Raw genomic sequence first — 25,771 nt, 5'->3', positions numbered from 1 at the left:
TGGGGCAGGAAGCCGGTGACGATGTCCTGAAGCGCCGAGGGATAGACCTTCACCCCCTTCGACGTTCAGCATGTCGTCGGCCCGCCCGATGATCTCGATCCGCGACCCGAACTGGCCGCAGCCGGGGCATTCGCCGACATGCAGGCGCAAAATGTCGCCGGTCGCATTGCGGAAGGCCGGAGCCGCTTCGTATTCCAGCGCGGTGTGCAGGGCTTCGCCGACCGCGCCGTCTTTCAACTCGATCGGAGCGCGGGTGACGGGATCAACCAGATCGTAGCGGAAGCAATAATCCTCGGCGAGGTGATGCATCCCGTGCCAGCCGGTGCCGCACGAGATGGTTCCGTTGTGCCAGGCTCCGCCCGTCACGTCGAAAATCCGGGCGCCATAGGCTTCGGTCACCCGCTCGCGGAAGGCTGGCAGGCCGACCCCCGGCTCGCCCGAGCAGAACAGGATTTCGATGCCCAGCGCGCCGACCGGCTTGCCGATCTCGTCCGGAGCGCGCTCGATCAATTGCGCCACCAGCGACGGCGTCGCGAACAAGGCGCGCGGCCGGGTCATCTCGATATAGCGCAGGATTTTGGAAATGCCCCCCTCGGCCCCGACCGCGACGGGACGGGCACCATAGGCTTCGAGCGCCTGCATGAAGGTGATCCCGGCCAGCCACAGCGACAGGCCGAAGGCGTGAAAGGTGGTGTCGCCCGGCCGGACTCCGGCGACCGCGAACAAGCGGGCCAGAATCTCGTTGGTGATCGCCTGATCCTTGCGGGTGAAGGCGTACCAGGTCGGCTGTCCGGTGGTGCCCGAGGTCGCCGCCAGATGAATCACGTTCTTTAACGGCGCGGTCAGATGCAGCCCGAAGGGATGGCCATGGCGAGCCAGAGACTCTTCCTGCGAGGCGCGGTGGCTGGCCTTGTCCATGAACGGGGGCAGGGCGCGGAAATCGTCGAAGGTCCGAATGTCGCCGGGCGAGGTCACCCCGGCAGCGATGAAGCGGGGGCGGAAATACTCTTCGTTGCCCCAAAGATAGGCGATCTGCCGTTTCAGCTTTTCAAAGCGGCGGCGGTTCAGTTCGGCCAGATATTCCCCGGGGTCACGGGTTGGAACATTGAAATGATGCATGGACTTAGACCGTTTTCAGCAAGCGTTGGGTGAAGGCGGGGTAAAGCTCGGTCAGTCCCGCCGCGACCGGCCCGCGCAGCAGCACCAGAGCGGCGGCATCGGGGGGCGGCGTTTCGCCAACCGAGGGGTCGGTGTCGAAGGCAAAGCCGGTCTGCTCCCGCACCGAGGCGACGGTCTCGCCGGGATGAACCGACAGCAGGGTGAAGCCGCCCCGGTCGCGGTCGAAGCGGAACAGGGCGCGTCCGGTCAGCAGATGGGTCGGCCCGCCCGGCCGGTAGGTTCCGTCGGGGCCGCGTCCCGCCGCGCTGATGAAATCGACCTGGGGCACCAGGACGCGGTGGCTGTGCTCCTCGCGAAACAGCACCAGATTGGGCACCAGCGAGGCGAGATAGGCCGAGCCGTAACAACCGGGAAAGCGGACCCGGCTGGTGGGGTAGCCGCCGATCCCGACCAGATTGACGTTTCCGGCTCCGTCGATCTGACCGCCGCCGAGAACGAAGCTGTCCAATCGTCCCTGGGCGGCGAAATCGAACAGTTCGACGCCGCCGCTGGTAAACGGATTGGTCCTGGACGAGCCGAGCAGCGATACCGTCATCGGCTGGCGCGACGCCAGATTGGCCAGCAAGGCGGCGGCGGCAGGGATCGGTGACGAGGTGCCGACCGCGACGGTTCGCGACCCGGCCAGCAGGCGGGCGAGGGTGGCGGCGAGGAATTCGGCCGAGGAAAACCGGCCGGTCATGCCAGCCACTCGGCGAGAAGGGCGGCAAAGCCGTCCTGGCTGCGGCTGGCCTCGGTATAGCGCTCAAAGGCTGCATCGTCGGCGGGGGTGTGGCCGTTATAGGCCAGCGGTTTTGTCCCGCCCGGGACCAGCGCGACCTGTTCGATATACAGATGCGGGATAGTCCCGGCGGCGCGGACCGGATCGGCCAGTAAGTCGCCGTCATAGATCGCTTCGACCGTCACCAGGGTGCGGCGCGCCGCCTGGGCCAGGGTCAGCAATTCGCGGCGGACCCCCACCCAGACATTGCCGAAGCGGTCGGCCAGAGCAGCATGAAACAGCGCCACGTCGGGGTGAATGGCGGGGACGAGGACGATCGGATCGCTCGCCTCGCTGAACGGATTTTGGATCACTGTCCAGTCGGGACGGTGGCGCAGCAGGTCGCTGCCGAGGATGCCGCGCAACGGCAGGAAGGGAACCCCCTTGGCGGCGGCCTGGAATCCGGCATGAAGGGCGGGACAGGTCGCGTCCTTGATCTTCAGCGTACCCGCGCTGATCGCGGCGCGGAAGCGATGGGCCATCCCATGTTCGCCCAAGGCCACACCGGCCGTTTCGATTTCGCTGACCGCCTCGGCTCCGATCAGCAGATCGGCCTGAAGCCCCGAGGTTGGGGCGGTCACCAAGCGCAGATCGCGCACACCCCGGCGCAGCAGAGCCAGGGTGGCGGCAATCGCCGGTCCGCTGTAATCGGCGGGAATCGCCAGCAAGGACCGGTTGGGGATGGCGGCAGCCAGATCGTCGAGACCAACCCGTTTATCGGGGCGGGGACTCATGTCGGGCCGGGGCCGAACGGTACGATTCTTAAGGGGATGGCACGGGGCACCGCAAATCTCCTTTAAAACTGTAGACTAGTAGACTACAAGGGAATTGGTGCCGTCAAGGCCTCCGAGCCCGCCCCGCGACAGGGGTGGCCCGATCGCAACGCTTACCGCCGGGATGAAGCTCTGCCTGCATGACCCGATTCCGCCTGATTTCGTGGTTTGGATTGGTCCTGATCGTCTTTCAGGTGGCGGCGGCCGCGCTGATGCCGGGTGTGACGGTGGCGAGCGTCCAGGACCGGGCCATCGCGGACGGGCCGATCTGCGGGACGCAACGGCATCCGCCTCAGACTCCGCCGGTTTTGCCCGCCGGACAGGCCGATTGCGTCCATTGCCTGTTCTGCCTGCCGCTGTTGCAGGGCCATCTTGCCCTGACGGAAGAGGTGGCGGTGCCAGTGCCCGGTCCGCGCTGGGATATGGCGGTGGCGCGTCCCCCTGCGATGGTGCCGGTTCAGCCCGAACCTGTCCGCCCCTGGGCTCCGCCCCGGGCCCCGCCGGGCGTTTGACGCCCCGCTGATCGTCGCCCCGAACGCAGATTTTCGAACGGACCTCCCGTTGTCCGCGCGTCAAGGATTCCCGATGCCGCATCGTCTTTTCGCGGAGCACCTCCGCCTGTCCGCCGCCGCCGTTGCCCTCTTGTCGGGGATGGCCGCTCTCCCCTCCGAACGGGCGATAGCCCAGACCGCCACCGAGCTTCCGCCCCTTCCGGTCGATGCCGAGACATCAACGGACTATCGGACTCAATCGACCACCACGCTCGACGGCGAAGCCTTAGCCACCCGCCGTGCCTTTGTCAGCGATACCGCCGCTGTGCTGGGCACGATTCCCGGCGTGGACTCCGCTACCGGCAGCGGCGTTTCCGGCCTGCCCACCGTGCGGGGGTTGGGTGACGACCGCAATCGGGTGCTGATCGACGGCATGCCGCTGACCTCGGCCTGCCCCAATCATATGAATCCGGCGACCTCCTATATCGACCCAACCCGGATCGGCAGCATCGATGTCGTGGCCGGGATCACCCCGGTCAGCCAGGGTGGTGACAGCATCGGTTCGACGATCGCGGTCAAATCGGTTTCGCCGGTGTTTGCCGCGCCGAACGAAGGGCTTCACACCGAAGGCAGCCTGTCTTCGTTCTATCGCAGCAATGCCCGCACTCTGTCGGGCGCGGTGTCGGGCACGGTGGCGACCGAGGATGTCAGCCTCGGCTACACCGGGTCGGGGGTGCGGGCGCGCAATTACCAGGATGGCAACGGCAACCGCATTGGCGTCAGCCAATATGCCGCCTTGAACCACGCCGCGACACTGGCCGCCCGAAGCGACGGCACCTTGGTCACCCTTCAGGGCGGCCAGCAATTCATCCCTTATGAAGGCTACCCCAACCAGCGGATGGATTTGCTGTGGAACCGCAGCCATTTCCTCAATTCAAGTCTGAACAAGGCGTTCGGTTGGGGAACGCTGGACGTCCGGCTCTATTGGCAGGAGGTCGATCATTTCATGAACTTCCTGCCGGAGAAGAGTGCGACCGGCAACATGCCGATGTACACGGCTGGGCGTGATCTCGGTTATTCGGTCAAAGGCGAAATCCCGCTGTCGGCTACCGATCTGCTGCGGGTCGGCCACGAATTGCACAGCGCCACGCTGAATGATTGGTGGCCCGCCGCAGGCGGAATGATGGGACCGAACACCTTCATCAATATCAATGACGGCAGCCGCGACGTTCTCGGCACCTATGCCGAGTGGCAACGGTCGTGGAATCCGCAATGGACGACGTTGTTCGGGCTCAGGAACGATACCGTGCTGATGAATGCCGGGGCGGTGCAGGGCTATAACACCTCGGCGACCTATGCCGCCAACGCTGCCGCCTTCAACGCCCGCGACCATCACACCACCGACATCAATGTCGATGTGACCGGGCTGGTCCGTTTCGAACCCGGTCCCGACGCGACCTATGAGGCCGGGCTGGCGCGCAAGACCCGCTCGCCCAACCTGTATGAACGTTATGCCTGGTCGACGGGTGACATGGCCAGTTCGATGGTGACGTGGTTCGGTGATGGCAACGGCTATATCGGTGACGTCAATCTGAAGCCGGAAACCGCCTATACCGCCAGTCTCAGCGGCAATTGGCACGATGCGGCCCAGGACGATTGGGGCATCAAGGCCACGCCCTACATCACCTATGTCCGCGATTACATCGATGTCGATAAGATCAAGGATTATACCGGCAATGCCTCGCGGGCGGGCTTTTCACAATATCGCTTCGCAAATCACGATGCGTTGCTGTACGGAATCGATCTTGGTGGGCGCAAGCAATTGGCGGTCAGCCCATCCTATGGCCGGTTCGATCTGACCGGGGCGTTGGGTTGGGTTCAGGGTGAGCGGCTCAATACCGGCGACAGCCTCTATCACCTGATGCCGATCAACGCCAAGATCGGGCTCGATCAGAAAATCGGCCGCTGGAGCAACGGAATCGACGCCCGTCTGGTCGGCCGCTCCACCGACGTCAGCACCCTGCGTCACGAGCCGGTGACACCGGAATATGCGGTGTTCGACCTGCGCAGTTCTTACGATATCGAGGTGATCCGCTTCGATGTCGGCATCACCAATCTGTTCGACACCCAATATTATCAGCCTCTGGGCGGCGTCGATTATATCGGGTTCCGCCAGAACGGGTCACGGCTGCCCTATGGGCCACTGGCCGCGCCGGGGCGTTCATTCAATGCTGGCGTCACGGTCCGGTTCTGATGAAAAGCGACCGGAGCGGGTGGGGCAGGCGGCGCTTTGGCGCGGCAATGCTGCTGTCCCTGGCCGGGCATGGGGCGGTTTTGGGCTGGATTGCCGCCGCTTCGCCCGTTCCGGCCCAGCCGAGCCAAGGCGACCCGGCCATCGTGTCGGTGGTGGAGTTGATCCCGCCTCCCATCGCCCCCGTTGCGCCATCGCCTCCGCCCGAGGTTCGTTCGCCGCCTCCGGTTGCATCCGATCCGGCGGTGGTGCCACCGCGTCCGCGCCGGGCCGCGGCGGCGGCGCCTCAAGCCAAGGCCGCTCCGCCACCGGTTGCGGTGGGCGCGGAGGCGGTGCCTATGGAGGCGAAAGAGAATGTGTCCGAGGCCGCGTTGACGGCGAATGCGCCGTCGAGCGGCACGACCTCGGTCGCCGCCGAACCGGGCGAGGACGAGACGGCCCGGCGTTATGCCGAGACGGTGTGGCGGCATCTGCTGGCCCATCGGCCTCGGGGGCTGCGCCTGAAGGGGAGTGTGGTGTTGGCCTTTACCCTGTCGCGCCAGGGCGCGGTGATCCAGGCGGCAATCGCCCGTTCCAGTGGCGCGGAGACGCTGGATCAGGCGGTACTGGAGGGGCTTGCCGCCGCCGCGCCCTTTCCCGCGCCTCCGGCTGTGATCGGTGATGCGGGCTTGAGCTTCACCGTGCCGGTTCAGGTGCGCTGATGTCGTATAGCTTATAAATCTAGTAGATATTATTTTTAAGGTCGGGCAGAGTGATCCGCCTCGGTCTGGCCATCGCGGAAACCTCTGGTATGACGTCCTTTCCCCCTCTGTTCCGCCTTGGCTTCTGGGGCCGTGTCCTGCTGATTGTTGTCTCGCTCCATCTGGGGCTGATCGGGCTGGCGAGCCTGCGCAGCGCCCATGGACCCGACAGCGTGCGGGTTCGTCCCTGGGCCGACAATCTCCGTATCGTTCTGACCCATACCCCCCGGCTGGGCATGGCCGTGCCGGTTGTTCTGCGCGAACCGCTGTTCGAGGTGCGCCGTTCGATGCCGGAGACTCCCTTGCCGGAATGGTCGCTCCACATCCTTCCGGCCAATCTGTTGGCGAGCATCCTGGTGGTGGCGGTGTGGCTGGCGGCGCGACAGGATCGGCGGCGTGGCTGGATTTCCTCCGTCCTGATCGATTCCGGGGCGGGGATCGTCATCCTGTGCCTGACCAGCCTGGGCTGGGTGGCGTGCTGCCTCGCGCCCAGTTGGGTGGTGGCGGTGGCGATGGCTGGTTTTCCGGTCGATCTGGCCCTGGCCCTGGCTCCGTTCGGTCCGGTTCTGGGTGGAGTCGGGCTGACGCTGATGGCGCTCGGGCTGTTGTGGCAATGGGGGTGCGATGCCCGCCTTGGTCACGCCCGCATCGCCCAATAAACTACATTTCTACTAGTCTATTGACTCAGTGGATTGATCGGTGTCATATCCGACTGTCCGGTCGCTGACGACTCTGATCATTATGGGAATCCTGACATGGCCGATATCTCGACCTCCCTTTCGCGCCGCTCCGTTCTGCTGGGGGCCGCTGCGGCCGGGATTGCTGTCCCGCTGGGCGGAACTGCCTTTGCCCAATCCGCTGCCCCCGCCGCCGAAGCGCTAAAGCCGATCCGTTTTGCCTGGAACGCCAATGCCGCCTGCCTGGCTCCGGTCGCGCTGGCTAAAAGCAGCGGTCTGTTCAAGAAATATGGTCTTGATGTCGAGTTGATCAATTTTGCCGGATCGACCGATCAGTTGCTGGAAACCCTGGCAACCGGCAAGGCCGATGCCGCCGTCGGGATGGCGCTGCGCTGGATCAAGCCGCTCGAACAGGGCTTCGATGTCAAACTGGTCGGCGGAACCCATGGCGGCTGCCTGCGGATGCTGGGGGTTCAGGGCACCGGGGTCACCGACGACATCACCAGCCTGAAGGGCAAGACGGTGGGCACCCCCGATCTTGGCGGTCCGGACAAGAATTTCTTCTCGCTGCTGGCGCAAAAGCGTGGCCTTGATCCGGTCAAGGACATCAATTGGCGGCAATATCCCGCCGATCTGTTGCCTTTGGCGGCGGAGAAGGGCGAAGTTCAGGCTTTCAGCCATTCCGATCCGCTGACCTGGCTGTTCCTGAAGCGCTATCCCAACCTGTTCGAGGTCGCCAACAATTTGACCGGCGAGTACGCCAACCGGCTGTGCTGCCTGGTTGGCGTGCGCGGCTCGCTGCTGCGGCAGGACAAACCGACGGCGGGGCGGATTTACCGCGCCCTGCTCGACGCCCAGACCCTGACCAACAACGAACCGCGTCTGGCCGCCGAGGCGTTCCAGCCCTATTCCCCCAAAAGCAGTGTCGAGGATTTGATCGCGATGCTGAAAACCCACACCCACGGCCATTCTCCGGTCGGCACCGCCTTCCGCCAGGAAGTCGTTCTGTATGCCGAGGAATTGCGGCAGATCAACGTGTTGAAGCCGACGACCGATCCGCAGAAATATGCGGACCGGGTCTATGTCGACGTGTTGGGCTGATCCGATGGAGACCGCCAACACTCTGGTCCTTCGCGGCGGAGCAAAAGCGGCTCCGCACCGGGCCACCCCCGCTTCCGCATCTCAGTATGCCCCCTGGTATGGCGGACTGTTGGCCGGCTTGGCCTGGCTGGCCGCCGCCCTGGTGACGGGGGTGTGGGAGGACATCAACGAATGGACCTACACCGCGCAGCTTGCCGCAATTGAGGCGGCGATCGGCGGGGTGCTGCTGGCCATCGGTCTGGCGGGCTCGTTGAGCGGTCCGGTGCTGGCACGGCTCGAACGTTCCGGCCCCTGGCTGGTTGCGCTCGGCCTGTCGGCCGCCGCCTGGGAAGCGGTTACCGCGAAGCTGCTGTTGCTGCCGCCGCCGTTCTTCGTGCCGCCCCAGGGGCTGTTGGAAGCCTATCTTGACGATTGGCCGCGTTTGTTCGAATGCGCCTATCACTCGATCGCGCTGTTGGGGGTCGGCTTCGGGGTGGGGCGGCAACCGGCTTTGTCGCCGGGGTCGCGATCGGCTGGTCGCAAGCCGCCGCCTATTGGGGCCATCCGATCCTGCGCCTGATCGGACCGCTGCCGCCGGTGGCCTGGCTGCCGGTCGCCTTCTTCCTGTTCCCCTCGAGCTGGAGCGCCAGCGTGTTTCTGATCGCGCTGGCCACCGGCATTCCGGTCGCGATCCTGACGTGGTCGGGAGTCTCCAGCGTGCCGTCGAGCTATTACGACATCGCCCGCACCCTGGGGGGCTCTCAGCGCTTTCTGGTGCTGCGGGTCGCGATCCCGGCGGCGCTGCCCCACGTCTTTGTCGGCCTGTTCATGGGACTGACCAGCGCCTTCGTCGTCCTGGTCGTCGCCGAGATGATGGGGGTCAAGGCCGGTCTTGGCTGGTATCTGCAATGGGCGCAAGGGTGGGCGGCCTACGGCAATATGTACGCCGCTTTGCTGGTGATGGCGGTGGTGTGCTCCTCCCTGGTCACCTTGTTGTTCAAGGTCCGCAATCACCTGTTATCCTGGCAGAAGGGTCTGGTCCGATGGTAGCGCTCGCCCAAGCCGAACCGGCGGTTTTGCCCGGCATGGCGGTGTCGATCGCGCATGTCGATCACAGCTTCGATCTTGACGGTCAGGTGCTGCCGGTTCTGTCCGATGTCACTCTCGACATCCAGCCGGGCGAGTTCGTTGCCCTGCTGGGGCCCAGCGGATGCGGCAAATCGACCCTGCTGCGCCTCGTTGCCGGGTTGGACACGCCGAAATCAGGCAGTATCGAGGCTGACGGCCTCCCGATTGCCGGGCCGGACCCGTCGCGGGTGGTGGTGTTCCAGGACCCGACCCTGTATCCCTGGCGTACCGTCCATGACAATGTCGCCCTCGGCCTTCAGGCCCAGGGGCTGCTGAAAAGCCATCGCCACCGCATCGGTGAGGCGATTTCGCTGGTCGGGCTGGATGGCTTCGCCAAGGCGTTTCCCCAGCAATTGTCGGGGGGTATGGCCCAGCGTGCCGCGCTGGCCCGCGCCCTGGTCAACGATCCCCGCCTGCTGATCCTCGACGAGCCGCTGGGTAAGCTCGATTCGATCACCCGGATTTCGATGCAGTCGGAATTGGTGGCGCTGTGGCAGCGTTCGAACTTCACCACGTTGCTGGTCACCCACGATATCGAGGAAGCCCTGTTCATGGCGACCCGGCTGGTGGTGTTCAGCGGACGTCCGGCGCGGATCAAGGCCGATATCGCGATCGAGCGGCCTTATCCCCGTCATCGCAGCGATCCCTATCTGACCGGATTGCGGCACAAGGCAATGGAGTTGCTGGGATTGGCCGAGACATGGTAACGCACGCACACGACGCCCACAGCGCGGATTTCATTATCGTCGGCGGCGGTTCGGCCGGGTGCGTCCTGGCCGACCGGCTGAGCGCCAACGGTCTGTATCGGGTGGTGCTGATCGAAGCCGGAGGGCCGGGTCGACATCCGTCGTTCCATATTCCGGTCGGCTATGTGTGGAACCGCACCCACCCACGCGGCAATTGGCTGTACCGCACCGATCCCCAGCCCGGCACCCGCTTTCGCCAGATTTCGTGGCCGCGCGGCAAGGTTCTGGGCGGGTCTTCGGCGATCAACGGCTTGCTCTACATCCGAGGGCAGGCCGAGGATTACGATGATTGGCGGGCGCTGGGCAATCCCGGCTGGGGCTGGAGCGATCTGCTCCCTTATTTCATCCGGGCCGAGGATCAGCAGCGCGGCGCCGATCCGTATCATGGCATCGGCGGGCCGTTGGCGGTCAGCGATCCCAGCCTGCGCCATCCGCTTTCGGCGGCTCTGATCGCTGCCGCCGAGCAAGCCGGTCTGCCCCGGACCGACGATTTCAACGGCAGCCGGGCCGATGGAGCCGGGTATTTCCAGCAGACTGTCCGCCATGGCCGCCGCTATAGCACCGCCGTCGCCTATCTGCGGCGGGCGCGGCGGCGCAAGAATCTGCGGGTCATCACCGACGCTCATGTCACCGCTCTGTCGTTCGAAGGACGGCGGGTGGTCGGGCTTCGCTTCCTGCGCCAGGGACGCGAGGAAGAGATCCGGGCCGGGCGTGAGGTGATCTTGAGCGCCGGGGCGATTGGCTCGCCGCAGATTCTTCAGCTTTCGGGACTAGGTCCGGCCGAAATCCTGAGCGGGCAGGGAATCGCGGTCCGCGCCAACCTGCGCGGCGTTGGCGCCAATCTTCAGGATCATTATATCGTCGATCTGAAATACCGGGTGCGGAACGCGGTGACGGTCAACCAGCAATCCCGCTGGCCCCGGCTGGGATGGGAGATTGCCCGTTATCTGTTCGGTGGACGCGGGCTGTTGAGCGCGAGTGCCGCCCAGGTCAATTTGGTTGCCACCAGCGGCATTGACGGAACCCGCCCCGACATTCAGTTCCACTACATGCCCGCGACACTTGATCCACGCACCAACGAACTGGAGCACCAGCCGGGGATTACCCTGGGGCCGTGCCAATTGCGTCCGGACAGCCGGGGGGAGATCACGATCACCTCACCCGATCCGTTGCAGCCCCCTTCGATCCGGCCCAACTATCTTGAGGCCGAGCGCGACCGCGCCACTTTGGTTCGGGCGCTGGGATTGGGCCGGGCCATCGCAGCGCAACCGGCTCTGGCCCCGTTCCTGGTCGATGAGACCTCGCCCGGTCCCGGCGTGGTCAGCGATGAGGATCTGCTCGGTTTCGCGCGGGAAAGCGGGCGGACCCTCTACCATCCCGCCGGAACCTGCAAGATGGGGCGGGGCGCCGATGCGGTGGTCGATGCCCGATTGCGGGTTCATGGCATCGGCGGCTTGCGCGTCGTCGATGCGTCGATCATGCCGACGCTGGTTTCGGGCAACACCAACGCGCCGGTGATCGCGATTGCCGAACGCGCCGCCGATCTGATCCTGGCCGACGCCAGCGCGGCCTGACCACCCAGGCACCGACGGGGAAAGAGGCTCCCCCGTCGGCTTTGGCCTGCGCGCTATTCGCTATGACGCCTTCGGGCGGGTCAGCGCCGCCCCCGGCCAATAGCGGGGGCGGACAGAGATATATTGCGGCGGCGTCGCGGGTTCGATTCCCAGCGCCTCGGCGGCATGCCAGACCCAACGCGGATTGTCGAGGAAGCCACGCCCGATCGCGATCAGATCGGCATCGCCGTTCTGCAATGCCGCTTCGGCCTCAAGGCCATTGGCAATCAGCCCGACAGCACGAGTCACCAGCCCGGTTTCGGCCTTGATCCGCCGGGCGAAGGGAAGCTGATAGCCCGGCCCGACCGGTACCTTGGCATCGGGGACCAGCCCGCCGGTCGAGACGCAGACATAATCGATCCCGGCATCACGGAACGCCTTGGCATAGACCACCGCCTCGTCGATATCCCATCCGCCTTCGACCCAGTCGGTGGCGCTGATGCGGATGCCGAGCGGCTTGTCGGCGGGCCACGCCTTGCGCAGCGCCGCGACAACCTCAAGCGGGAAGCGCATCCGGTTGTCGAGCGAACCGCCATAGCGGTCGGTGCGATGGTTGGTCAGCGGCGACAGGAATTGGTGGAGCAGATAGCCGTGGGCCGAATGCAGTTCGATCGCATCGATCCCGGCCCGCAAGGCGCGCTGGGCCGCCTGGACAAAGCCCTCGGTCACCCGGTCGAGATCGTCCGGCGTCGCCGCCTTGGGCGCTGGCCAGCCGGGGCCGAAGGCAAGGGCGGAGGCCGACAGGGTCGGCCAGCCGTCGGGAGCCGGACCGCCGCCTTCCCATGACCGCACCGCTGCCGCCTTGCGCCCGGCATGGGCCAACTGGATCGCAATCGCGCCGGAGCCGAGCGGTTTCAGGAAGGAAACCAGCCGGGTCAGCGCCGCTTCGCTGGCATCGTCATAAAGGCCCAGGCAATAGGCGGAAATCCGCCCCTCGGGCACCACGCCGGTGGCTTCGAGCGTCACCATCCCCGGTCCCGACGCCGCCAGCGCGCCATAATGCTGAAAGTGCCAGTCCTGAGCCTGACCATCGCGGGCGCTGTACTGGCACATCGGCGCGACCCCGATGCGGTTGGATAGGGTCAGCCCGCGCAGAGAAAGCGGCTGAAACAGGATCGGTTGGCTCATTCTACCCTCGTTCGATCTCGGAAGAGAGAAGAATGATACCGATCTGTCTCATCCGGGGCAAGCCCAGGATCAGCGCCGCACTTTCACTCCCATTGTCAGCAGAGCGAATCCCAGGGCCGCCGACAACAGCGAGCCGCCCAGCACGCCGAGGCGAACCGGGACGTCATAAGCGGGATCGGTAAAGGCCAGGGTACCGATGAACAGGCTCATGGTGAAGCCGATCCCGGTCAGGACCGCCATTGCATAGAGTTGGCGGGGCGACGCTCCGGCAGGGAGGCAGCCGATCTTCAGCAGTAGGCCCAGCCCGATCGCCAGCATGATTCCGACCTGCTTGCCCAGGAACAGCCCCAGCGCCACGCCCAGCGTCACCGGATGCGACAGTACCGCCGGATCGGCATCGGAGAGCGGGATTCCGGCATTGGCAAAGGCGAACAACGGCAGGATCGCGAAAGTCACCCAGGGATGCAGGGCATGTTCGAGCCGCAGCAGCGGCGACCGATCCGGCTGGTGAACGGGCGGGCGCAGCGGGATCGTTAGCCCCAGCGCGACACCGGCCAGGGTAGCGTGAATGCCGGATTCCAGCACGAACAGCCACAGCAGCAATCCCAGCACCAGATAGGGGAGGAGGCGGGTCACGCCCAATCGGTTCAGTGCGATCAGGCCAGCCAGGGCGGCGGCGGCCAGCGCCAGGAAGGTCAGCGAAATCTGGGCGGTATAGAACAGAGCGATGATGATGATCGCGCCGAGATCGTCGATGATCGCGAGCGCCAGCAGGAAAATTCGGAGCGAGGGTGGCGCTCGCCGTCCGGCCAGGGCCAGCACCCCGACGGCAAACGCGATATCGGTCGCCGAAGAAATCGCCCAGCCCCGCATCGTCACCGGATCGCCCCAGGTGAAGCCGAGATAGACCAGTGCCGGAACAATCATGCCGCCCAGCGCGGCGAGGACGGGCAGGGCGGCGCGGCGCAGGCTGGATAACTCGCCCGAAATCGCCTCGCGTTTGATCTCCAGCCCGACCAGCAGGAAAAACACCGCCATCAGGCCGTCATTGATCCAATGATGCAGACTCTTCGACAGATCGATCCCACCGATCGCACCGCCCAGCGGCAGATGCAGTAATGCCTGATATCCCGATTGTGCCGGAGAGTTGGCCAGGGTCATCGCGATGATTGCGGCGACGACCAGCGCGATACCGCCAGCAACTTCAAGACGCAGAAAGGCGCGGATCGTCGAAAGGGGCATCGGGGCTCCAAAAAAGGGGGCAGGGTTGGGCTTTGTGCCCGAGAAATAAGGAAAAAAGATGGCTAGCGGGCGGGGCTGCCCTGGATTTGCGCATCGGCGGCGGAATTGGATTGCTGCACTTCCAGCGCGGCACACACCAAGATGACGGCGATAAGGGCCAGCAGCCAGAACGATTCGTTTTTCATGTGGGTAAATCCTTCTCGGGTGGGGCTGTCGGTCTGAAAGGACGATAGCATCGACCGCCAAAACGACGAAACCATTCGGGGAATGTGTTGCGCGTCGCGGTGGGTTGTCTCGTTATTGATAGGGAGATGTGCAAAGATATTGGTAAGATAAGGATATGAGTTTTTATCGTTATTGGTCAGATAAGAGGCGTTGTTACGGCAAACTTTATGACGAATCGGAAGTTTAGGCTGGTGTTGGCTTTGTTTGCCTTAGTGGGAAGACTTTGTGGCCAGGGTCATATATGCGCGTATCGCGATATATTTGTTGACAAAATTGCATGAAATTTCATAATGAAGCGATCGTTAAACAATTTTATCATCTGATATTCTGATGGAGATGGTTATGAAGCTCAGCGCTCGCAATGCTCTCAACGGTAAAGTCGTTGAAATCGTCAAGGGTCAGATCATGGCCAAGGTGAAGGTCGATGTCGGTGGTCAGACCGTGACGTCTTTGATTTCCAACGAAGCCGTTGACGATCTCGCCCTCACGGTTGGTGACACCGTTCAGGCGATCATTAAATCGTCGGAAGTCATCATCGCCAAGTAAGTCTTCGCAGCCGAAGATTGCTGATGCAGGCCCCGGATTTTCCGGGGCCTTTTTCGTTGGACGCGTGAAAAAAGTCCGATATGCCCAATCTAAAGGCACTTCGAGTCGAAGCTTAAATTTTGTGCTGAAATGTCAAGCGGCCCTGCCGTGCCCTTGCCATACTCGCTGCAATGATGAACTAGGCGAGGGCAGCGATGCCTCGGTATGCGGTGAATGCGGGCGGCGAGCGCCATGTCTTTTCCGACCTGAAGACGGTGATGGCCTGTGCCTCGCCGCGACGGTCGGGGGACGAACTGGCCGGTCTTGCCGCCGACAGCGAATTGCACCGGGTGGCGGCACGGATGGTGCTGGCCGATCTGCCGCTCACGGTCTTTCTGTCCGAGGCGCTGGTCCCCTATGAAGAGGACGAGGTTACCCGTCTGATCGTGGATGGTCACGACCGGGTCGCCTTTGCCCCCGTCTCCCACATGACGGTGGGACAATTCCGCGACTGGCTGCTGTCCTATGCCGCGACGAGCGAGGTCCTGGCGGCGTTGGCGCCCGGCCTGACCCCGGAAATGGTGGCGGCGGTGTCAAAGCTGATGCGCAACGCCGATCTGATCGCGGTCGCGGCGAAATGCCGGGTTGTCACCGCCTTCCGCTCGACCTTGGGGCTGCCCGGTCGGCTGGGCTCCCGGCTCCAGCCCAACCATCCCACCGATGATCCGCTGGGCATCGCCGCCTCGACCCTGGACGGGCTGCTGTTCGGGATCGGCGATGCGGTGATCGGGATCAATCCCGCCACCGACAATGTTTCAGCCTGCGTCACGCTTTTGTCGATGCTGGACGAGGTTCGCACCCGTTTCGACATCCCGACCCAGACCTGTGTGCTGACCCACGTCACCAATTCGATCCAGGCGATCGAGCGCGGCGCCCCGCTCGATCTGGTATTCCAGAGCATCGCCGGGACCGAGGCGGCCAACCGGGGCTTTGGTGTCTCGCTGTCGATGCTGGCCGAGGCCCAGGCGGCGGCGCTGTCGTTAGGGCGCGGCACCGTCGGCACTGACGTGATGTATTTCGAGACGGGACAGGGCAGCGCGCTTTCGGCCGATGCCCATCACGGTCTCGACCAGCAGACCGTTGAGGTCCGCGCCTATGGCGTGGCGCGAGCGTTCTCGCCATTGCTGGTCAACACCGTCGTCGGCTTCATCGGACCGGAATATCTCTACGATTCGAAACAGATCATCCGCGCTGGTCTGGAAGACCATTGCTGCGGCAAGTTGCTCGGCGTGCCGATGGGCGTGGACGTCTGTTACACCAATCATGCCGAGGCCGATCAGGACGACATGGACGTCCTGATGACTCTGCTGGGTACCGCCGGGGTCAATTTCGTGATCGCCGTGCCGGGAGCCGACGACGTGATGCTGAACTATCAAAGTCTTAGCTATCACGACGTGCTGGGCCTGCGCCATCTGCTCGACCTGCGCCCCGCCCCGGAATTCGAGTCCTGGCTGGGGCGGATGGGGATGCTCGATTCCACCGGACGATTGGCCCCGCTTTCGGCGGGGGCGCAGCCGATCGCCCACCTGCTGGGACAGGGAGCCTGATTATGGCCGACAGCCCGATTCCGCTCGATCCCTTCGCCCGCTTCCGCGCCGCCACCCGCGCCCGCATCGGGCTCGGCCGGTCCGGCGACGCGATGCCGTTGCGGCCTTTGCTCGATTTCCAACTCGCCCACGCCCAGGCGCGCGACGCGGTGCATGGGCGGGTCGATTGGGACCGGGTGGCCGAAGCCTTGCCGTCCGGTCCGGTTCTGTCGGTCCATAGCGCCGCGCCGGATCGCCAGACCTATCTGCGCCGCCCCGATCTTGGCCGCAGGCTGGACGAATCCAGCGCGGCTGGCCTCAGCGACGGTGGGTGGGATCTGGCCCTGGTGGTCGCCGATGGATTGTCCGCGGCGGCGGTGCAGAGCTGGGCGGCACCGACGATTGCCGCGATCCTCGACCGCCTGCCGGATTGGCGGATCGCGCCGGTGGTGTTCGCCAGTCAGGCCCGGGTCGCGATCGGCGATCCGATCGGGGAAAAGCTGGGTGCCCAATTGGTGGCGGTGCTGATCGGCGAACGCCCCGGTCTGTCGGCGGCGGATTCGCTGGGGATTTATCTCACCTACGCGCCCCGCTCCGGTCGGCGGGATTCCGAGCGGAACTGTATCTCCAACATCCATGGTGGCGGCCTGTCGCCGCAGCAAGCCGCCGACAAGCTGGTCTGGCTGGCGCGCCAAGCCCGGCATTTACGGCTGACCGGGGTGGATCTCAAAGAAGACGCACGCAGTGCAGAGAGTATCGAGGCGGGCGCTCCCCGGCTTGATCTCGATGCCGAACCCTTTGCACGGTAAAGGAATAACGTCATGTCCAATCCTCCAAAAACTGAATTGAAGCGAAGCCTGTCCGGGCTGCATCTGTGGGGCATCGCTGTCGGACTGGTGATTTCGGGTGAATATTTCGGCTGGTCCTATGGCTGGGCGGCGGCGGGAACCCTGGGCTTCCTGGTGACGACGATCCTGATCGCGGTGATGTACACCACCTTCATCTTCAGCTTCACCGAATTGACCACCGCGATCCCCCATGCCGGTGGACCGTTCGCTTATTCCTACCGCGCCTTTGGGGCCAAGGGCGGCTTTGTCGCCGGGTTCGCCACCCTGATCGAGTTCGTGTTCGCCCCGCCCGCGATCGCGCTGGCGATCGGGTCCTACCTCAACGTCCAGTTCCCCGGACTCGATCCGAAACTGGCAGCGGTCGGGGCCTATGTCGTGTTCATGGGGCTCAACATCGCCGGGGTGACGATCGCCGCCACCTTCGAACTGTTCATCACCGTGCTGGCGATCATCGAATTGCTGGTGTTCATGGGCGTGGTGTCGCCCGGGTTCAGTTGGGCGAATTTCGCGGCCAATGGCTGGTCTGGTCAGTCCGGCTTTTCCGCCGAGGCGATTTCGGGCGTGTTCGCCGCAATTCCCTTCGCGATCTGGTTCTTCCTCGCGATCGAAGGTGCGGCGATGGCGGCCGAGGAAACCCGTAACCCGACCCGGACCGTTCCGGTTGCCTATATCGCGGGCATCCTGACCCTGGTGACGCTGGCGTTCGGCACGATGATCATGGCCGGCGGCGTCGGCGATTGGAGCAGCCTTGCCAACGTCAACGATCCGCTGCCCCAGGCGATGAAGATCGTCGTCGGCGACAATTCCGGCTGGCTGCACATGCTGGTGTGGATCGGTCTGTTCGGGCTGATTGCCTCGTTCCACGGCATTATCATGGGCTATTCGCGCCAGATCTTCGCCCTGGCTCGCGCTGGCTTCATGCCGCCGACCTTTGCCACCGTCAATCCGGTGACCAAGACCCCGGTCAAGGCGATCCTGGCCGGTGGAATCGTCGGCATCGCCGCGATCTTCTCCGACAGCCTGATCGAGATCGGTGGACAGCCGCTGACCGCCAATATCGTCACGATGTCGGTGTTTGGCGCGATCGTGATGTACATCATGTCGATGGCCGCTCTGTTCAAACTGCGGGCCAGTGAACCCGCCTTGGACCGTCCGTTCCGCGCTCCGTTCTATCCGGTGTTCCCGGCGATCGCGCTGGTCTGCGCCGTGGTGGCGCTGGTGACGATGATCTACTTCAACGTCCTGGTGTTCGCCCTGTTCTGCGGGTTGTTCCTGCTTGGCTTCATCTTCTACCGCTTCACCGCTCATCTGCGGGACGGAGCCGAAGCCGACGATCTGCTCGATCTGGCCCAGAACGAGGCGCGCGCCCTGGTCGATTGATCGGATTCGCTCCTCATCCTGACAGCGGGTCGCCCCCAGCGGGGCGGCCCGTCCTCGTTTGGCGCGATGCTTGCTTGGGAATGGGGTGGAGGTGTCCGATGGCATCGGTGCGCGCGCATCATCAGCAAATTCCCCCGGCAGGGTGCCCGGAAAATAGGCAAAGGAACATCCTGGCTGCCGCAGCTTCAGGCGTGGCCCGGTTTATCGGCAGCCATGGCGGACAAGCCGACGCCGTGTTCAGCCGGGCCGGGGTCAGCGAGGATTGTCTGGGAAATCCGATTCTGGCCCTCGATCTGGGCGCCTATTGCGCGATGATGGAACTGGCGGCGGGGGAAACCCGGCATGACAATTTCGGGCTGTGGTTCGGCCAGCAATTCCAACCGCATGAATTGGGTCTGATCGGCGAGATCGCTCTGGCCTCGCCGACGCTGGGGGCGGCGGTGGAGAATCTGGCGACGCTGTTTCCGTTCCATCAGCAGGCGACCGAGACCCGGTTCGTCCGCGAGGGCGAGATGCTGCGGCTGGAATATCGCATTCTCGATGGGCGCATCCTCGAACGACGGCAGGACGCCGAACTGACGATGGGGATGTTCGCCAACGTCTTTCGTACCTGCCTGGGCCGCGATTGGACTCCCGAAGAGGTCCAGTTCGAGCATCCCCAGCCGCTGGACTGGCGCGAACATCGCACCGCCTTTGACGCGCCGGTTCAGTTCGCCCAGCGGACCAATTGTCTGGTATTCCGTGACCGCGATCTCGGGCGGCGGATGCCGGGCGGCAATCTGGCCCGGCTGACCGGGCTGCGCGCCCACTTGATCGCACTGGCCGGTGGCACCGGGGTAACCCCGTTCCTGGACCGGGTGCGGGCGGAAATCCGCAGCCGTCTGCCCGAGGGAGCGGCGCATATCGAAGATGTCGCCGAAAGGCTTGGGCTGGCTCGTTGGACCCTTCAGCGCCGACTGGCCGAGTACGGGATCGCCTTTTCCGCCCTGGCCGAGGACGTGCGGCGCGATCTGGCCGAGCATTATGTCCGCCAGATGCATATCCCGTTGTCGGATCTGGCGTTTTTCCTGGGCTATTCCGAATTGTCGGCCTTTACCCGGGCGTTTACCCGCTGGTTCGGCCTGTCGCCGTCGCGGGCCCGTGAGGTGTGGCGCTCGGCCCCTCATCGCCCTCAGGCGATGTGAGCGGTCAGGCGGCAAAACCGCAGCAAGTGCCACGATATCGAGATCGATAAGGACTCTATCGCGTCCGTCATCCTGTGGCATAAGGTGCCAACCTCACCACGGGAACCCAGCCGCAGATGATACGTTTCGAAAATATTACCAAGCAGAACAGCCACCGGATTCTCTTTTTCGAGGCGTCCGCCGCGCTCAACCGGGGCGAAAAAGTCGGTCTGGTCGGTCCCAACGGGGCGGGTAAGACCACGCTGTTTCGGATGATCGCAGGCGAAGAGGTGCCCGACGAAGGTCAGGTGGCGATCGAGAAGCAGGTCTCGATCGGCTATTTCAACCAGGATGTCGGCGAAATGTCCGGCCGCAGCGCGGTTGCCGAAGTGATGGACGGGGCCGGGCCGGTCAGCAGTGTGGCGGCGGAACTGGCCGAACTTGAAGCGGCGATGTGCGATCCCGATCGCGACGACATGGACGCGATTATCGAGCGCTATGGCGAGGTCCAGGCCAGGTTCGAGGAACTGGGCGGCTACGAGCTTGAAGGCCGCGCCCGCGAGGTGCTGGCCGGTCTCAGCTTCAGTCAGGAGATGATGGATGCCGATGTCGGCGTGCTGTCGGGCGGCTGGAAGATGCGGGTGGCGCTTGGCCGCATTTTGCTGATGCGTCCCGATGCGATGCTGCTCGACGAACCGAGCAACCACCTCGATATCGAAAGCCTGATCTGGCTGGAAGAATTCCTGAAGGGCTATGACGGCGCGTTGCTGATGACCTCGCACGACCGCGAGTTCCTCAACCGGATCGTGACCAAGATCGTCGAGATCGACGGCGGCTCTCTGACCACCTATTCCGGTGATTACGAATTCTATGAGCGGCAGCGGGCGCTGAACGAAAAGCAGCAGCAGGCGCAGTTCGAGCGGCAGCAGGCGATGCTGGCGAAGGAATTGAAATTCATCGAGCGCTTCAAGGCACGGGCTTCGCATGCGGCCCAGGTGCAAAGCCGGGTCAAGAAGCTCGACAAGATCGAACGGTTCGAGCCGCCGAAACGTCGCCAGATCGTGGCGTTCGACTTCCCGCCCGCGCCCCGATCGGGCGAGGATGTCGCGGTTCTGCGCAATGTGCACAAGGGCTATGGCAGCCGGACGATCTATCGGGCACTGGATTTCAAAATCCGCCGCCGCGAGCGTTGGTGCGTCATGGGAGTCAATGGCGCGGGCAAGTCGACGTTGTTGAAACTGGTGGCAGGCTCAACCCAGCCTGACGAAGGCTCCGTCTCAATCGGCGGCAGCGTCAAGATGGGATATTTCTCCCAGCATGCGATGGATCTGCTCGATGGCGACGCCACCGTGTTCGAATCCCTCGAAAGCTCTTTTCCCCAGGCGAATCAGGGATCGCTTCGCGCGTTGGCGGGCTGTTTCGGCTTTTCCGGTGACGATGTGGAAAAGAAGTGCCGCGTCCTGTCCGGAGGCGAGAAGGCCCGGCTGGTGATGGCGATCATGCTGTTCAATCCGCCCAATTTCCTCGTGCTCGACGAGCCGACCAACCACCTCGATCTCGATACCAAGGAAATGCTGATCAAGGCGTTGGACACGTACGACGGCACCATGTTGTTCGTCTCGCACGACCGCCACTTTCTGGCGACGCTGTCGAACCGGGTGCTGGAACTGACCCCGGATGGGATTCACCAGTACGAAGGCGGCTATACCGAATATGTCGCCCGCACCGGGCACGAAGCGCCCGGCCTGCATAGCTGATTTTATGTCACGGTGAGGGGTCCGCTGTCGTACGAGATCACTCGAACGACAGCGGGCGCAACCGGGTCGCCACCAATTCCCCGCGCTGTTCCAGGATCGGATAGGCCACTGACGCGATGTGGGCGTTGATCCGCTTTAAATCGCGCAGAATGTCCAGGTGAAGGGTGCTGGTCTCGATGCTTTCGCGGCGACCGCTGCTGATCCGGGACAGATGCGATTCGGTGGCATTCCTTTCCAGGGCGCGGACCTCGGCTTTGTCGGCAACCAATTTGCGCGCCAGCCTGACATCGCAGGTGACAAACACCGTCATCGCCACCTTCAGGTTTTCCAGCGTCTGATTGAACATCGCTGTCAGTTCCTCGAGCCCTTCGGTGGAGAAGGTCAGGCGCTGCTTGATCTTCTTTTCCGCCAGTTCACGCAGGTTGCGATCGACGATATCGCCGATATGTTCCAGATTAATCACAAAGGTCATGATGTCGCTGGCACGGCTGCGTTCGTCGTCTTCCATGTCTTCGTTCGACAGGCGGGCGAGATATAGCTTCACCGCATGATGTAAGGCATCGACGACATTATCCATCTTGGCGATATCGTTCGCCGCATGAAGGTCGTTGCTGCGCAGCGCTTCCATGCTCCGGTGCAGCATCTCCTCAATCAGATCGCCGATCCGCAAGGTTTCGCGGGTGGCCGCGGCAATGGCGACCCGGGGGGTGCCGAGCGCGGTTTCGTCCAGATATTTCGGCCGTCCCGGTTGATCAGGCACGGTCTCGTCGGGGCGCAGGCGCCGCACCAGCTTGGCCATCGGTCCGACCAGGGGAAGGAAGAGCAGGGCCAGCACGATGTTGAAGGCGACGTGAAAATCGACCAGATGCATCGCGCCATCACCCGTGATCCTGGTCATCAGGGCGGCGATTTGGTCCAGAAATACAAAAGCGAGGGCACACCCGGCCAATCGCACGATTGCGTTGCCCAAGGGGACCCGGCGGACGGCGGCCTTTTCCTGGCTGGTTTCCAATATCGGCGGAATGGCGCTGCCGAGATTGGCCCCGAGAATCAGCGCCAGCCCGAACGCCACGCTGAACGCGCCTTGGGTCGCCAGCGGTAAAATGAGCAGGATCGAAGCAATACTGGAATGGGCCACCATCGCGATGAGAGCCGCCAGAACCAGACCGACCAGGGGCATCCCGTCCAGGTCATGCAGCACTTGCCGCATCTGCGCCGAGTCCCGCAGCGGGATCGAGGACTGGCCGAGAAGATGAAGCGAGAGCAGCATCAGCCCCAGGCCGATGAAAATGCGGGCGAAATGCCGCCGCCGTCCATTGCCGGAGCGAAACAGCGCGACACCGATAAAGACCAGAAGGGCGGACAGGGGGCCGACATCGAAGGTCAGCACTTTGACGACGGCGCTGGTGCCGATATTGGCTCCCAGCATGATCGATTGGGCCATTGCGGCATCGACCAAGCCCCGACCGGCAAACGAAGCCGCCATCAAGCAGGTTGCTGTGCTGCTCTGAAGGGCGATGGTGACAAGGAAGCCGGTTCCCAGTGCCTTAAGCCGATTTTCTGCCCCGAAATTAATCCATTGGCGGAGATTGGCGCCGAACGTTCGGGTAACCCCGGTGCTGACCATCCTCAATCCCCACAGGAGAAGAGACGCCGCGCCAAGGATGTTCACCAGAACGCCGATCTCGCTCATCCATTATCCCTCCCATGGGGTGGTTGCGTGGGGCTTGTTTAGGCCAGCTTTTGGACATCCCCTTTGTTTGGTTTTTTCGGCAGCTTCTCCGAAACGCCCAGATTGTTGGCGCGTCGGTTCATCTCGGCCCAGACAAGGTCGGGCGTGACGTCGCACGAACGCCACAAGACGATCAGATGATACAGAACGTCGACACTTTCGTTGATCAGGCCCTTTTGGTTGCCCAGAACGGCGTCGAGGCTCACCTCGGCGGCCTCTTCGATCAATTTCTTCGCCTTCTTGGGCAGTTTGGCCGCCATCAGAAGACGGGTCCGCTCCGGCAGGTTCGCTTGCCCCAAATCATGGAACAGCCGTTCGATTTCCCCCGATCCAAGGCAGGGGGGCCGTCTTGCGGCGCAGGGGCATAGCCCGACGGTGCCGGATTGGGCGGCGCGGCCTGGGGAGCTTCTGATTTTGCTGTTTTAAGAACTGTCTTGGTCTTCATCCACCTTGTCCTTCCACGCTGAACGCAAGGACGGTGGATGCGCGACAATCGCTACCGCTACCGCCCGACGGGCATTTTCGTACTTACGTATCGGCCTAGCATGTCAGCCTCGTTCGCCATGAGCGGCAGTGTGTCGGACCTGATGCGAAGTCTCTGTCATAAAAATGTAATAGTCAACCTGCTCAAGCTGGTCGAGTGGTCGTTTGTCTCCGTCCTGGAGCTGACGGGGCGCGTGCGCGCGGGTGAGGTTGTGTCGGCCTGTGTGTCGATCTCCCAATGTGTCATGGACAAAAATTTGGTGGGAAAGTGGGGGGCTGTGCGGAGTTTGGAGATTTGTGACTTGTGAAGGGTGGTGTGATTATGATCGGATCTATGCTAAATCTTTGTTAAAGAATGTTTTTCTTGAAAATCGGCACTGATTTGTGTTTGCGCTTGGTGGAGGGTTCGGTGGGAGCAGAACGGGCTGGGGTGGTGCTGGTGGTCTGCCCGGGTTGGATAAAAATTATTTGTCCTGGACAAAAACGTTGACGGGGGTGGGCGGCGATGCGATGATCTGTCCAACGAAAGAGACGGACGGGCCAAGACGTGATTTGTAAATCTTAATTCGATCATATCTGGTGAAGTCGTTTTTGGGTGTTCCGTGGCTCCAGCATTATAGGGCTGCGAAGACTGGCGTCGTTAAGTTTTGTGCGTCAGTATTTTGGTGTGCTTGTAGTAAAAACCCCTAAGTGCGAACGGGACTTGCTCGGTCCCGTTCGTTTAGCTTGTGCGGCGTGATGCGATCCGCCCACGTGCATCCCCCGTCCTCTGCCCCTTCGATTGTCCATCCCCATTGTAATTTTGTTATAGACAAAATTACGGTGATGCGACGTCCGTTTGACGGACGATGAGTCCGATCGAACCGTGGTCGAGTGGAGAGGGTCGGTCGGCTTGCTTCGTCCCTTTGTGGTTATGAATCAAGCCTTAATTATGAAATTATCGATATATAACAACGTACTAAATCGATCTTCGATTTTGCGATCCTCGCCTCGATCCGTCCCTCGCTCTGGGATGACACGGAGGGAGGGAGCGGTCGGGAGCGGTGGGGAATTGGCGAGTTCGAACAAAGATTCTGTCCAGGACAAATTTAATTGACTCTCGCCTCGGCCAGTGCAACATTACCCAACGTTAATGAGGGCCGGGTACAGCATGAAAGTGCAGCCCAGCCACAACACTGGAGAAGACAACATGGCTGAGAGAACCTTGTCGGGCCTGACCGAAGAAGAAGCTGTTGAGTTTCACGATCAGTTCAAGACCACCTTCAGCGCCTTCCTGATCCTCGCCGCCGTCGCGCACGTGCTGGTTTGGGTTTGGAAGCCCTGGTTCTGATCCGACAGGATCCTGACCTTTAAATTCTGACTTTCTATTCTGGGGGAACTTTTCCATGAGCAATCCGAAAGACGACTACAAGATCTGGCTGGTCATCAATCCGTCGACCTGGCTGCCCGTGATCTGGATCGTCGTGCTCGCCACCGCTCTGGCCGTCCACACCTTCGTCCTCAGCGTTCCGGGCTACAACTTCCTGGCCTCTGCGGCCGCGAAGGTTGCCACGAAGTAAAATCCTCTCTTCTGAGGGATTATACTGATGGAGGCGGGCGGCGTTTGGGGTTTGTTTCTCTGCGCCGCCCGTTTTCATTCAAGTCTGAGTGATTCAGGGGAGCGATTTCGCTCCGTCTAAAATTCGGAGATTGAGACATGGCTGAAAGAAGCTTGTCGGGGCTGACCGAACAGGAAGCTCTGGAATTTCATGGCCAGTTCCAGACCACTTTCCTGACCTTCGTCATTTTCGCTCTCGCCGCCCATGTGCTGGTGTGGGCCTGGAAGCCCTGGTTTTGAGCCCGCTCCAATATTTTAGGGGAATTCAGATGAGCAATCCGAAAGACGATTACAAAATCTGGCTGGTCATCAATCCGTCGACCTGGCTGCCCGTGATCTGGATCGCCGTGCTGGCCACCGCTCTGGCCGTCCACACCTTCGTCCTCGCCGTTCCGGGCTACAACTTCCTGGCCGCCTCGGCCGCGAAGCACGCCACGAAGTAAGTCAACCGTCAGGCTGGAGATCGTTACGCCCTGTTGTGGATGGGGGGCTATTCACAATAAGGGGTGCCAGCTTGCCAGGGCAGATTTCGGACCCGCCATTATGACTGGGATCGGTTTTGCCTTGATCTGCCGCTGTTGGGTTTCTCGTCCGGTCGAGACATCAGTCTTCGGGGGAGGCCCGACAGCGGTGTTGTGCCGTGATGTCCTTTGCGTATCTTTTTCTCGTC

The 25,771-nt window shown here is 62.9% G+C and carries 27 protein-coding genes; 19 read left to right on the top strand and 8 right to left on the bottom strand.

Going from position 1 to position 25,771, the window contains the following annotated elements; genetic code table 11:
* The 3 genes from K678_RS07825 to K678_RS07815 all read right to left on the bottom strand — a co-directional run.
* Positions 1-1,119, bottom strand: a 1,119-nt coding sequence (locus K678_RS07825; protein ID WP_021131921.1) for a phenylacetate--CoA ligase family protein, incomplete at its 3' end; no start/stop codon positions are given.
* Between the two features lie 4 nt (positions 1,120-1,123).
* Positions 1,124-1,858, bottom strand: a complete 735-nt coding sequence (locus K678_RS07820) for a CoA-transferase (protein WP_021131920.1) — start codon at positions 1,856-1,858, stop codon at positions 1,124-1,126.
* Entirely contained in the window at positions 1,855-2,670 is an 816-nt protein-coding gene (locus K678_RS07815) for a CoA transferase subunit A (RefSeq protein ID WP_021131919.1), read from the bottom strand. Before K678_RS07815 ends, K678_RS07820 begins: the two co-directional genes overlap by 4 nt.
* A gap of 179 nt (positions 2,671-2,849) precedes the next feature.
* On the opposite strand from K678_RS07815, the gene K678_RS07810 reads away from it, so the two are divergent.
* The 9 genes from K678_RS07810 (at position 2,850) to K678_RS07775 (ending at position 11,396) form a co-directional block, all read left to right on the top strand.
* Positions 2,850-3,221: a DUF2946 family protein gene (locus K678_RS07810; protein ID WP_021131918.1), complete on the top strand. Its 372-nt coding sequence runs from the start codon at positions 2,850-2,852 to the stop codon at positions 3,219-3,221.
* A gap of 73 nt (positions 3,222-3,294) precedes the next feature.
* Positions 3,295-5,454: a TonB-dependent receptor gene (locus K678_RS07805; protein WP_021131917.1), complete on the top strand. Its 2,160-nt coding sequence runs from the start codon at positions 3,295-3,297 to the stop codon at positions 5,452-5,454.
* On the top strand, positions 5,454-6,152 hold the full coding sequence (locus tag K678_RS07800; RefSeq protein WP_039852426.1) for an energy transducer TonB family protein: 699 nt from the start codon (positions 5,454-5,456) through the stop codon (positions 6,150-6,152). Before K678_RS07805 ends, K678_RS07800 begins: the two co-directional genes overlap by 1 nt.
* 89 nt (positions 6,153-6,241) lie before the next feature.
* A complete protein-coding gene (locus tag K678_RS18595; RefSeq protein ID WP_155804496.1) occupies positions 6,242-6,850 on the top strand; it encodes a hypothetical protein in 609 nt (202 codons plus the stop codon).
* A gap of 96 nt (positions 6,851-6,946) precedes the next feature.
* Positions 6,947-7,969 carry an ABC transporter substrate-binding protein gene (locus K678_RS07790; RefSeq protein WP_021131914.1) on the top strand — a complete coding sequence of 341 codons (1,023 nt, stop codon included), beginning with the start codon at positions 6,947-6,949 and terminating at the stop codon, positions 7,967-7,969.
* Positions 7,950-8,528 (top strand): hypothetical protein, encoded by a 579-nt coding sequence (locus tag K678_RS19010; protein WP_196802553.1) that lies wholly within the window; start codon positions 7,950-7,952, stop codon positions 8,526-8,528. Before K678_RS07790 ends, K678_RS19010 begins: the two co-directional genes overlap by 20 nt.
* Positions 8,477-8,998, top strand: a complete 522-nt coding sequence (locus tag K678_RS19440; RefSeq protein ID WP_231376225.1) for an ABC transporter permease — start codon at positions 8,477-8,479, stop codon at positions 8,996-8,998. The genes K678_RS19010 and K678_RS19440 overlap by 52 nt, the downstream gene beginning before the upstream one ends.
* On the top strand, positions 8,992-9,783 hold the full coding sequence (locus tag K678_RS07780; protein ID WP_021131913.1) for an ABC transporter ATP-binding protein: 792 nt from the start codon (positions 8,992-8,994) through the stop codon (positions 9,781-9,783). Before K678_RS19440 ends, K678_RS07780 begins: the two co-directional genes overlap by 7 nt.
* Complete coding sequence (locus K678_RS07775; RefSeq protein WP_021131912.1) at positions 9,777-11,396, top strand: GMC family oxidoreductase; 1,620 nt, start codon at positions 9,777-9,779, stop codon at positions 11,394-11,396. Before K678_RS07780 ends, K678_RS07775 begins: the two co-directional genes overlap by 7 nt.
* Before the next feature lie 60 nt (positions 11,397-11,456).
* Here the strand turns inward: K678_RS07775 and K678_RS07770 are convergent, their stop codons facing one another.
* From K678_RS07770 to K678_RS19740, 3 genes are all read right to left on the bottom strand, one after another.
* A complete protein-coding gene (locus K678_RS07770; protein ID WP_021131911.1) occupies positions 11,457-12,563 on the bottom strand; it encodes an NADH:flavin oxidoreductase/NADH oxidase in 1,107 nt (368 codons plus the stop codon).
* 69 nt (positions 12,564-12,632) lie between these two features.
* On the bottom strand, positions 12,633-13,805 hold the full coding sequence (gene nhaA, locus K678_RS07765; RefSeq protein ID WP_021131910.1) for a Na+/H+ antiporter NhaA: 1,173 nt from the start codon (positions 13,803-13,805) through the stop codon (positions 12,633-12,635).
* 62 nt (positions 13,806-13,867) lie between these two features.
* The gene (locus K678_RS19740) at positions 13,868-13,990 is read right to left on the bottom strand and encodes a hypothetical protein (protein WP_269210508.1); all 123 of its coding nucleotides are present in this window, start codon (positions 13,988-13,990) and stop codon (positions 13,868-13,870) included.
* 382 nt (positions 13,991-14,372) lie between these two features.
* Between K678_RS19740 and K678_RS07755 the strand changes: the two genes are divergently transcribed.
* From K678_RS07755 to K678_RS07730, 6 genes are all read left to right on the top strand, one after another.
* Positions 14,373-14,576, top strand: a complete 204-nt coding sequence (locus K678_RS07755; RefSeq protein ID WP_021131909.1) for a TOBE domain-containing protein — start codon at positions 14,373-14,375, stop codon at positions 14,574-14,576.
* A gap of 194 nt (positions 14,577-14,770) precedes the next feature.
* Positions 14,771-16,162, top strand: coding sequence for an ethanolamine ammonia-lyase subunit EutB (locus K678_RS07750; RefSeq protein ID WP_021131908.1), 1,392 nt, complete (start codon positions 14,771-14,773; stop codon positions 16,160-16,162).
* A gap of 2 nt (positions 16,163-16,164) precedes the next feature.
* Complete coding sequence (gene eutC, locus K678_RS07745; protein WP_021131907.1) at positions 16,165-16,950, top strand: ethanolamine ammonia-lyase subunit EutC; 786 nt, start codon at positions 16,165-16,167, stop codon at positions 16,948-16,950.
* Between the two features lie 12 nt (positions 16,951-16,962).
* Positions 16,963-18,369, top strand: coding sequence for an ethanolamine permease (gene eat / locus K678_RS07740; RefSeq protein ID WP_021131906.1), 1,407 nt, complete (start codon positions 16,963-16,965; stop codon positions 18,367-18,369).
* Between the two features lie 191 nt (positions 18,370-18,560).
* A complete protein-coding gene (gene qhpR / locus K678_RS07735; RefSeq protein ID WP_021131905.1) occupies positions 18,561-19,553 on the top strand; it encodes an AraC-like transcriptional regulator QhpR in 993 nt (330 codons plus the stop codon).
* Between the two features lie 116 nt (positions 19,554-19,669).
* Complete coding sequence (locus K678_RS07730; RefSeq protein WP_021131904.1) at positions 19,670-21,289, top strand: ABC-F family ATP-binding cassette domain-containing protein; 1,620 nt, start codon at positions 19,670-19,672, stop codon at positions 21,287-21,289.
* 37 nt (positions 21,290-21,326) lie between these two features.
* Here K678_RS07730 and K678_RS07725 read toward each other — a convergent pair whose 3' ends face one another.
* Both K678_RS07725 and hisE read right to left on the bottom strand, forming a co-directional pair.
* Positions 21,327-22,982: a Na/Pi cotransporter family protein gene (locus tag K678_RS07725; RefSeq protein ID WP_021131903.1), complete on the bottom strand. Its 1,656-nt coding sequence runs from the start codon at positions 22,980-22,982 to the stop codon at positions 21,327-21,329.
* A 38-nt stretch (positions 22,983-23,020) separates the two neighbouring features.
* Positions 23,021-23,281: a phosphoribosyl-ATP diphosphatase gene (hisE, locus tag K678_RS07720; RefSeq protein WP_231376224.1), complete on the bottom strand. Its 261-nt coding sequence runs from the start codon at positions 23,279-23,281 to the stop codon at positions 23,021-23,023.
* Positions 23,282-24,693: 1,412 nt separating this feature from the next.
* Between hisE and pufB (K678_RS07710) the strand changes: the two genes are divergently transcribed.
* The 4 genes from pufB (K678_RS07710) to pufA (K678_RS07695) all read left to right on the top strand — a co-directional run bounded on the left by pufB (K678_RS07710) (position 24,694) and on the right by pufA (K678_RS07695) (position 25,544).
* Complete coding sequence (pufB, locus tag K678_RS07710) at positions 24,694-24,834, top strand: light-harvesting antenna LH1, beta subunit (protein ID WP_002726759.1); 141 nt, start codon at positions 24,694-24,696, stop codon at positions 24,832-24,834.
* Between the two features lie 55 nt (positions 24,835-24,889).
* Positions 24,890-25,063 (top strand): light-harvesting antenna LH1, alpha subunit, encoded by a 174-nt coding sequence (gene pufA, locus K678_RS07705; RefSeq protein ID WP_002726757.1) that lies wholly within the window; start codon positions 24,890-24,892, stop codon positions 25,061-25,063.
* A 137-nt stretch (positions 25,064-25,200) separates the two neighbouring features.
* Positions 25,201-25,341, top strand: a complete 141-nt coding sequence (gene pufB / locus K678_RS07700) for a light-harvesting antenna LH1, beta subunit (RefSeq protein WP_021131900.1) — start codon at positions 25,201-25,203, stop codon at positions 25,339-25,341.
* Between the two features lie 29 nt (positions 25,342-25,370).
* A complete protein-coding gene (gene pufA / locus K678_RS07695) occupies positions 25,371-25,544 on the top strand; it encodes a light-harvesting antenna LH1, alpha subunit (protein ID WP_021131899.1) in 174 nt (57 codons plus the stop codon).
* Positions 25,545-25,771: the final 227 nt, after the last annotated feature.

The organism is Magnetospirillum fulvum MGU-K5, assembly GCF_000442515.1.
Taxonomy (GTDB): Bacteria; Pseudomonadota; Alphaproteobacteria; order Rhodospirillales; family Magnetospirillaceae; genus Phaeospirillum; species Phaeospirillum fulvum_B.
Note: the sequence above shows the minus strand (reverse complement) of the source record. Positions and strands in the feature narration are given on the sequence as shown.

What these genes read in the sequence shown, in the direction of transcription:
- K678_RS07820 (WP_021131920.1), bottom strand. Translation starts at nt 1,858, where the DNA reads ATGACCGGCCGGTTTTCCTCGGCCGAATTCCTCGCCGCCACCCTCGCC.
- K678_RS07815 (WP_021131919.1), bottom strand. Translation starts at nt 2,670, where the DNA reads ATGAGTCCCCGCCCCGATAAACGGGTTGGTCTCGACGATCTGGCTGCC.
- K678_RS07810 (WP_021131918.1), top strand. Translation starts at nt 2,850, where the DNA reads ATGACCCGATTCCGCCTGATTTCGTGGTTTGGATTGGTCCTGATCGTC.
- K678_RS07805 (WP_021131917.1), top strand. Translation starts at nt 3,295, where the DNA reads ATGCCGCATCGTCTTTTCGCGGAGCACCTCCGCCTGTCCGCCGCCGCC.
- K678_RS07800 (WP_039852426.1), top strand. Translation starts at nt 5,454, where the DNA reads ATGAAAAGCGACCGGAGCGGGTGGGGCAGGCGGCGCTTTGGCGCGGCA.
- K678_RS18595 (WP_155804496.1), top strand. Translation starts at nt 6,242, where the DNA reads ATGACGTCCTTTCCCCCTCTGTTCCGCCTTGGCTTCTGGGGCCGTGTC.
- K678_RS07790 (WP_021131914.1), top strand. Translation starts at nt 6,947, where the DNA reads ATGGCCGATATCTCGACCTCCCTTTCGCGCCGCTCCGTTCTGCTGGGG.
- K678_RS19010 (WP_196802553.1), top strand. Translation starts at nt 7,950, where the DNA reads ATGTCGACGTGTTGGGCTGATCCGATGGAGACCGCCAACACTCTGGTC.
- K678_RS07780 (WP_021131913.1), top strand. Translation starts at nt 8,992, where the DNA reads ATGGTAGCGCTCGCCCAAGCCGAACCGGCGGTTTTGCCCGGCATGGCG.
- K678_RS07775 (WP_021131912.1), top strand. Translation starts at nt 9,777, where the DNA reads ATGGTAACGCACGCACACGACGCCCACAGCGCGGATTTCATTATCGTC.
- K678_RS07770 (WP_021131911.1), bottom strand. Translation starts at nt 12,563, where the DNA reads ATGAGCCAACCGATCCTGTTTCAGCCGCTTTCTCTGCGCGGGCTGACC.
- nhaA (WP_021131910.1), bottom strand. Translation starts at nt 13,805, where the DNA reads ATGCCCCTTTCGACGATCCGCGCCTTTCTGCGTCTTGAAGTTGCTGGC.
- K678_RS19740 (WP_269210508.1), bottom strand. Translation starts at nt 13,990, where the DNA reads ATGAAAAACGAATCGTTCTGGCTGCTGGCCCTTATCGCCGTCATCTTG.
- K678_RS07755 (WP_021131909.1), top strand. Translation starts at nt 14,373, where the DNA reads ATGAAGCTCAGCGCTCGCAATGCTCTCAACGGTAAAGTCGTTGAAATC.
- K678_RS07750 (WP_021131908.1), top strand. Translation starts at nt 14,771, where the DNA reads ATGCCTCGGTATGCGGTGAATGCGGGCGGCGAGCGCCATGTCTTTTCC.
- eutC (WP_021131907.1), top strand. Translation starts at nt 16,165, where the DNA reads ATGGCCGACAGCCCGATTCCGCTCGATCCCTTCGCCCGCTTCCGCGCC.
- eat (WP_021131906.1), top strand. Translation starts at nt 16,963, where the DNA reads ATGTCCAATCCTCCAAAAACTGAATTGAAGCGAAGCCTGTCCGGGCTG.
- K678_RS07730 (WP_021131904.1), top strand. Translation starts at nt 19,670, where the DNA reads ATGATACGTTTCGAAAATATTACCAAGCAGAACAGCCACCGGATTCTC.
- K678_RS07725 (WP_021131903.1), bottom strand. Translation starts at nt 22,982, where the DNA reads ATGAGCGAGATCGGCGTTCTGGTGAACATCCTTGGCGCGGCGTCTCTT.
- hisE (WP_231376224.1), bottom strand. Translation starts at nt 23,281, where the DNA reads ATGGCGGCCAAACTGCCCAAGAAGGCGAAGAAATTGATCGAAGAGGCC.
- pufB (WP_002726759.1), top strand. Translation starts at nt 24,694, where the DNA reads ATGGCTGAGAGAACCTTGTCGGGCCTGACCGAAGAAGAAGCTGTTGAG.
- pufA (WP_002726757.1), top strand. Translation starts at nt 24,890, where the DNA reads ATGAGCAATCCGAAAGACGACTACAAGATCTGGCTGGTCATCAATCCG.
- pufB (WP_021131900.1), top strand. Translation starts at nt 25,201, where the DNA reads ATGGCTGAAAGAAGCTTGTCGGGGCTGACCGAACAGGAAGCTCTGGAA.
- pufA (WP_021131899.1), top strand. Translation starts at nt 25,371, where the DNA reads ATGAGCAATCCGAAAGACGATTACAAAATCTGGCTGGTCATCAATCCG.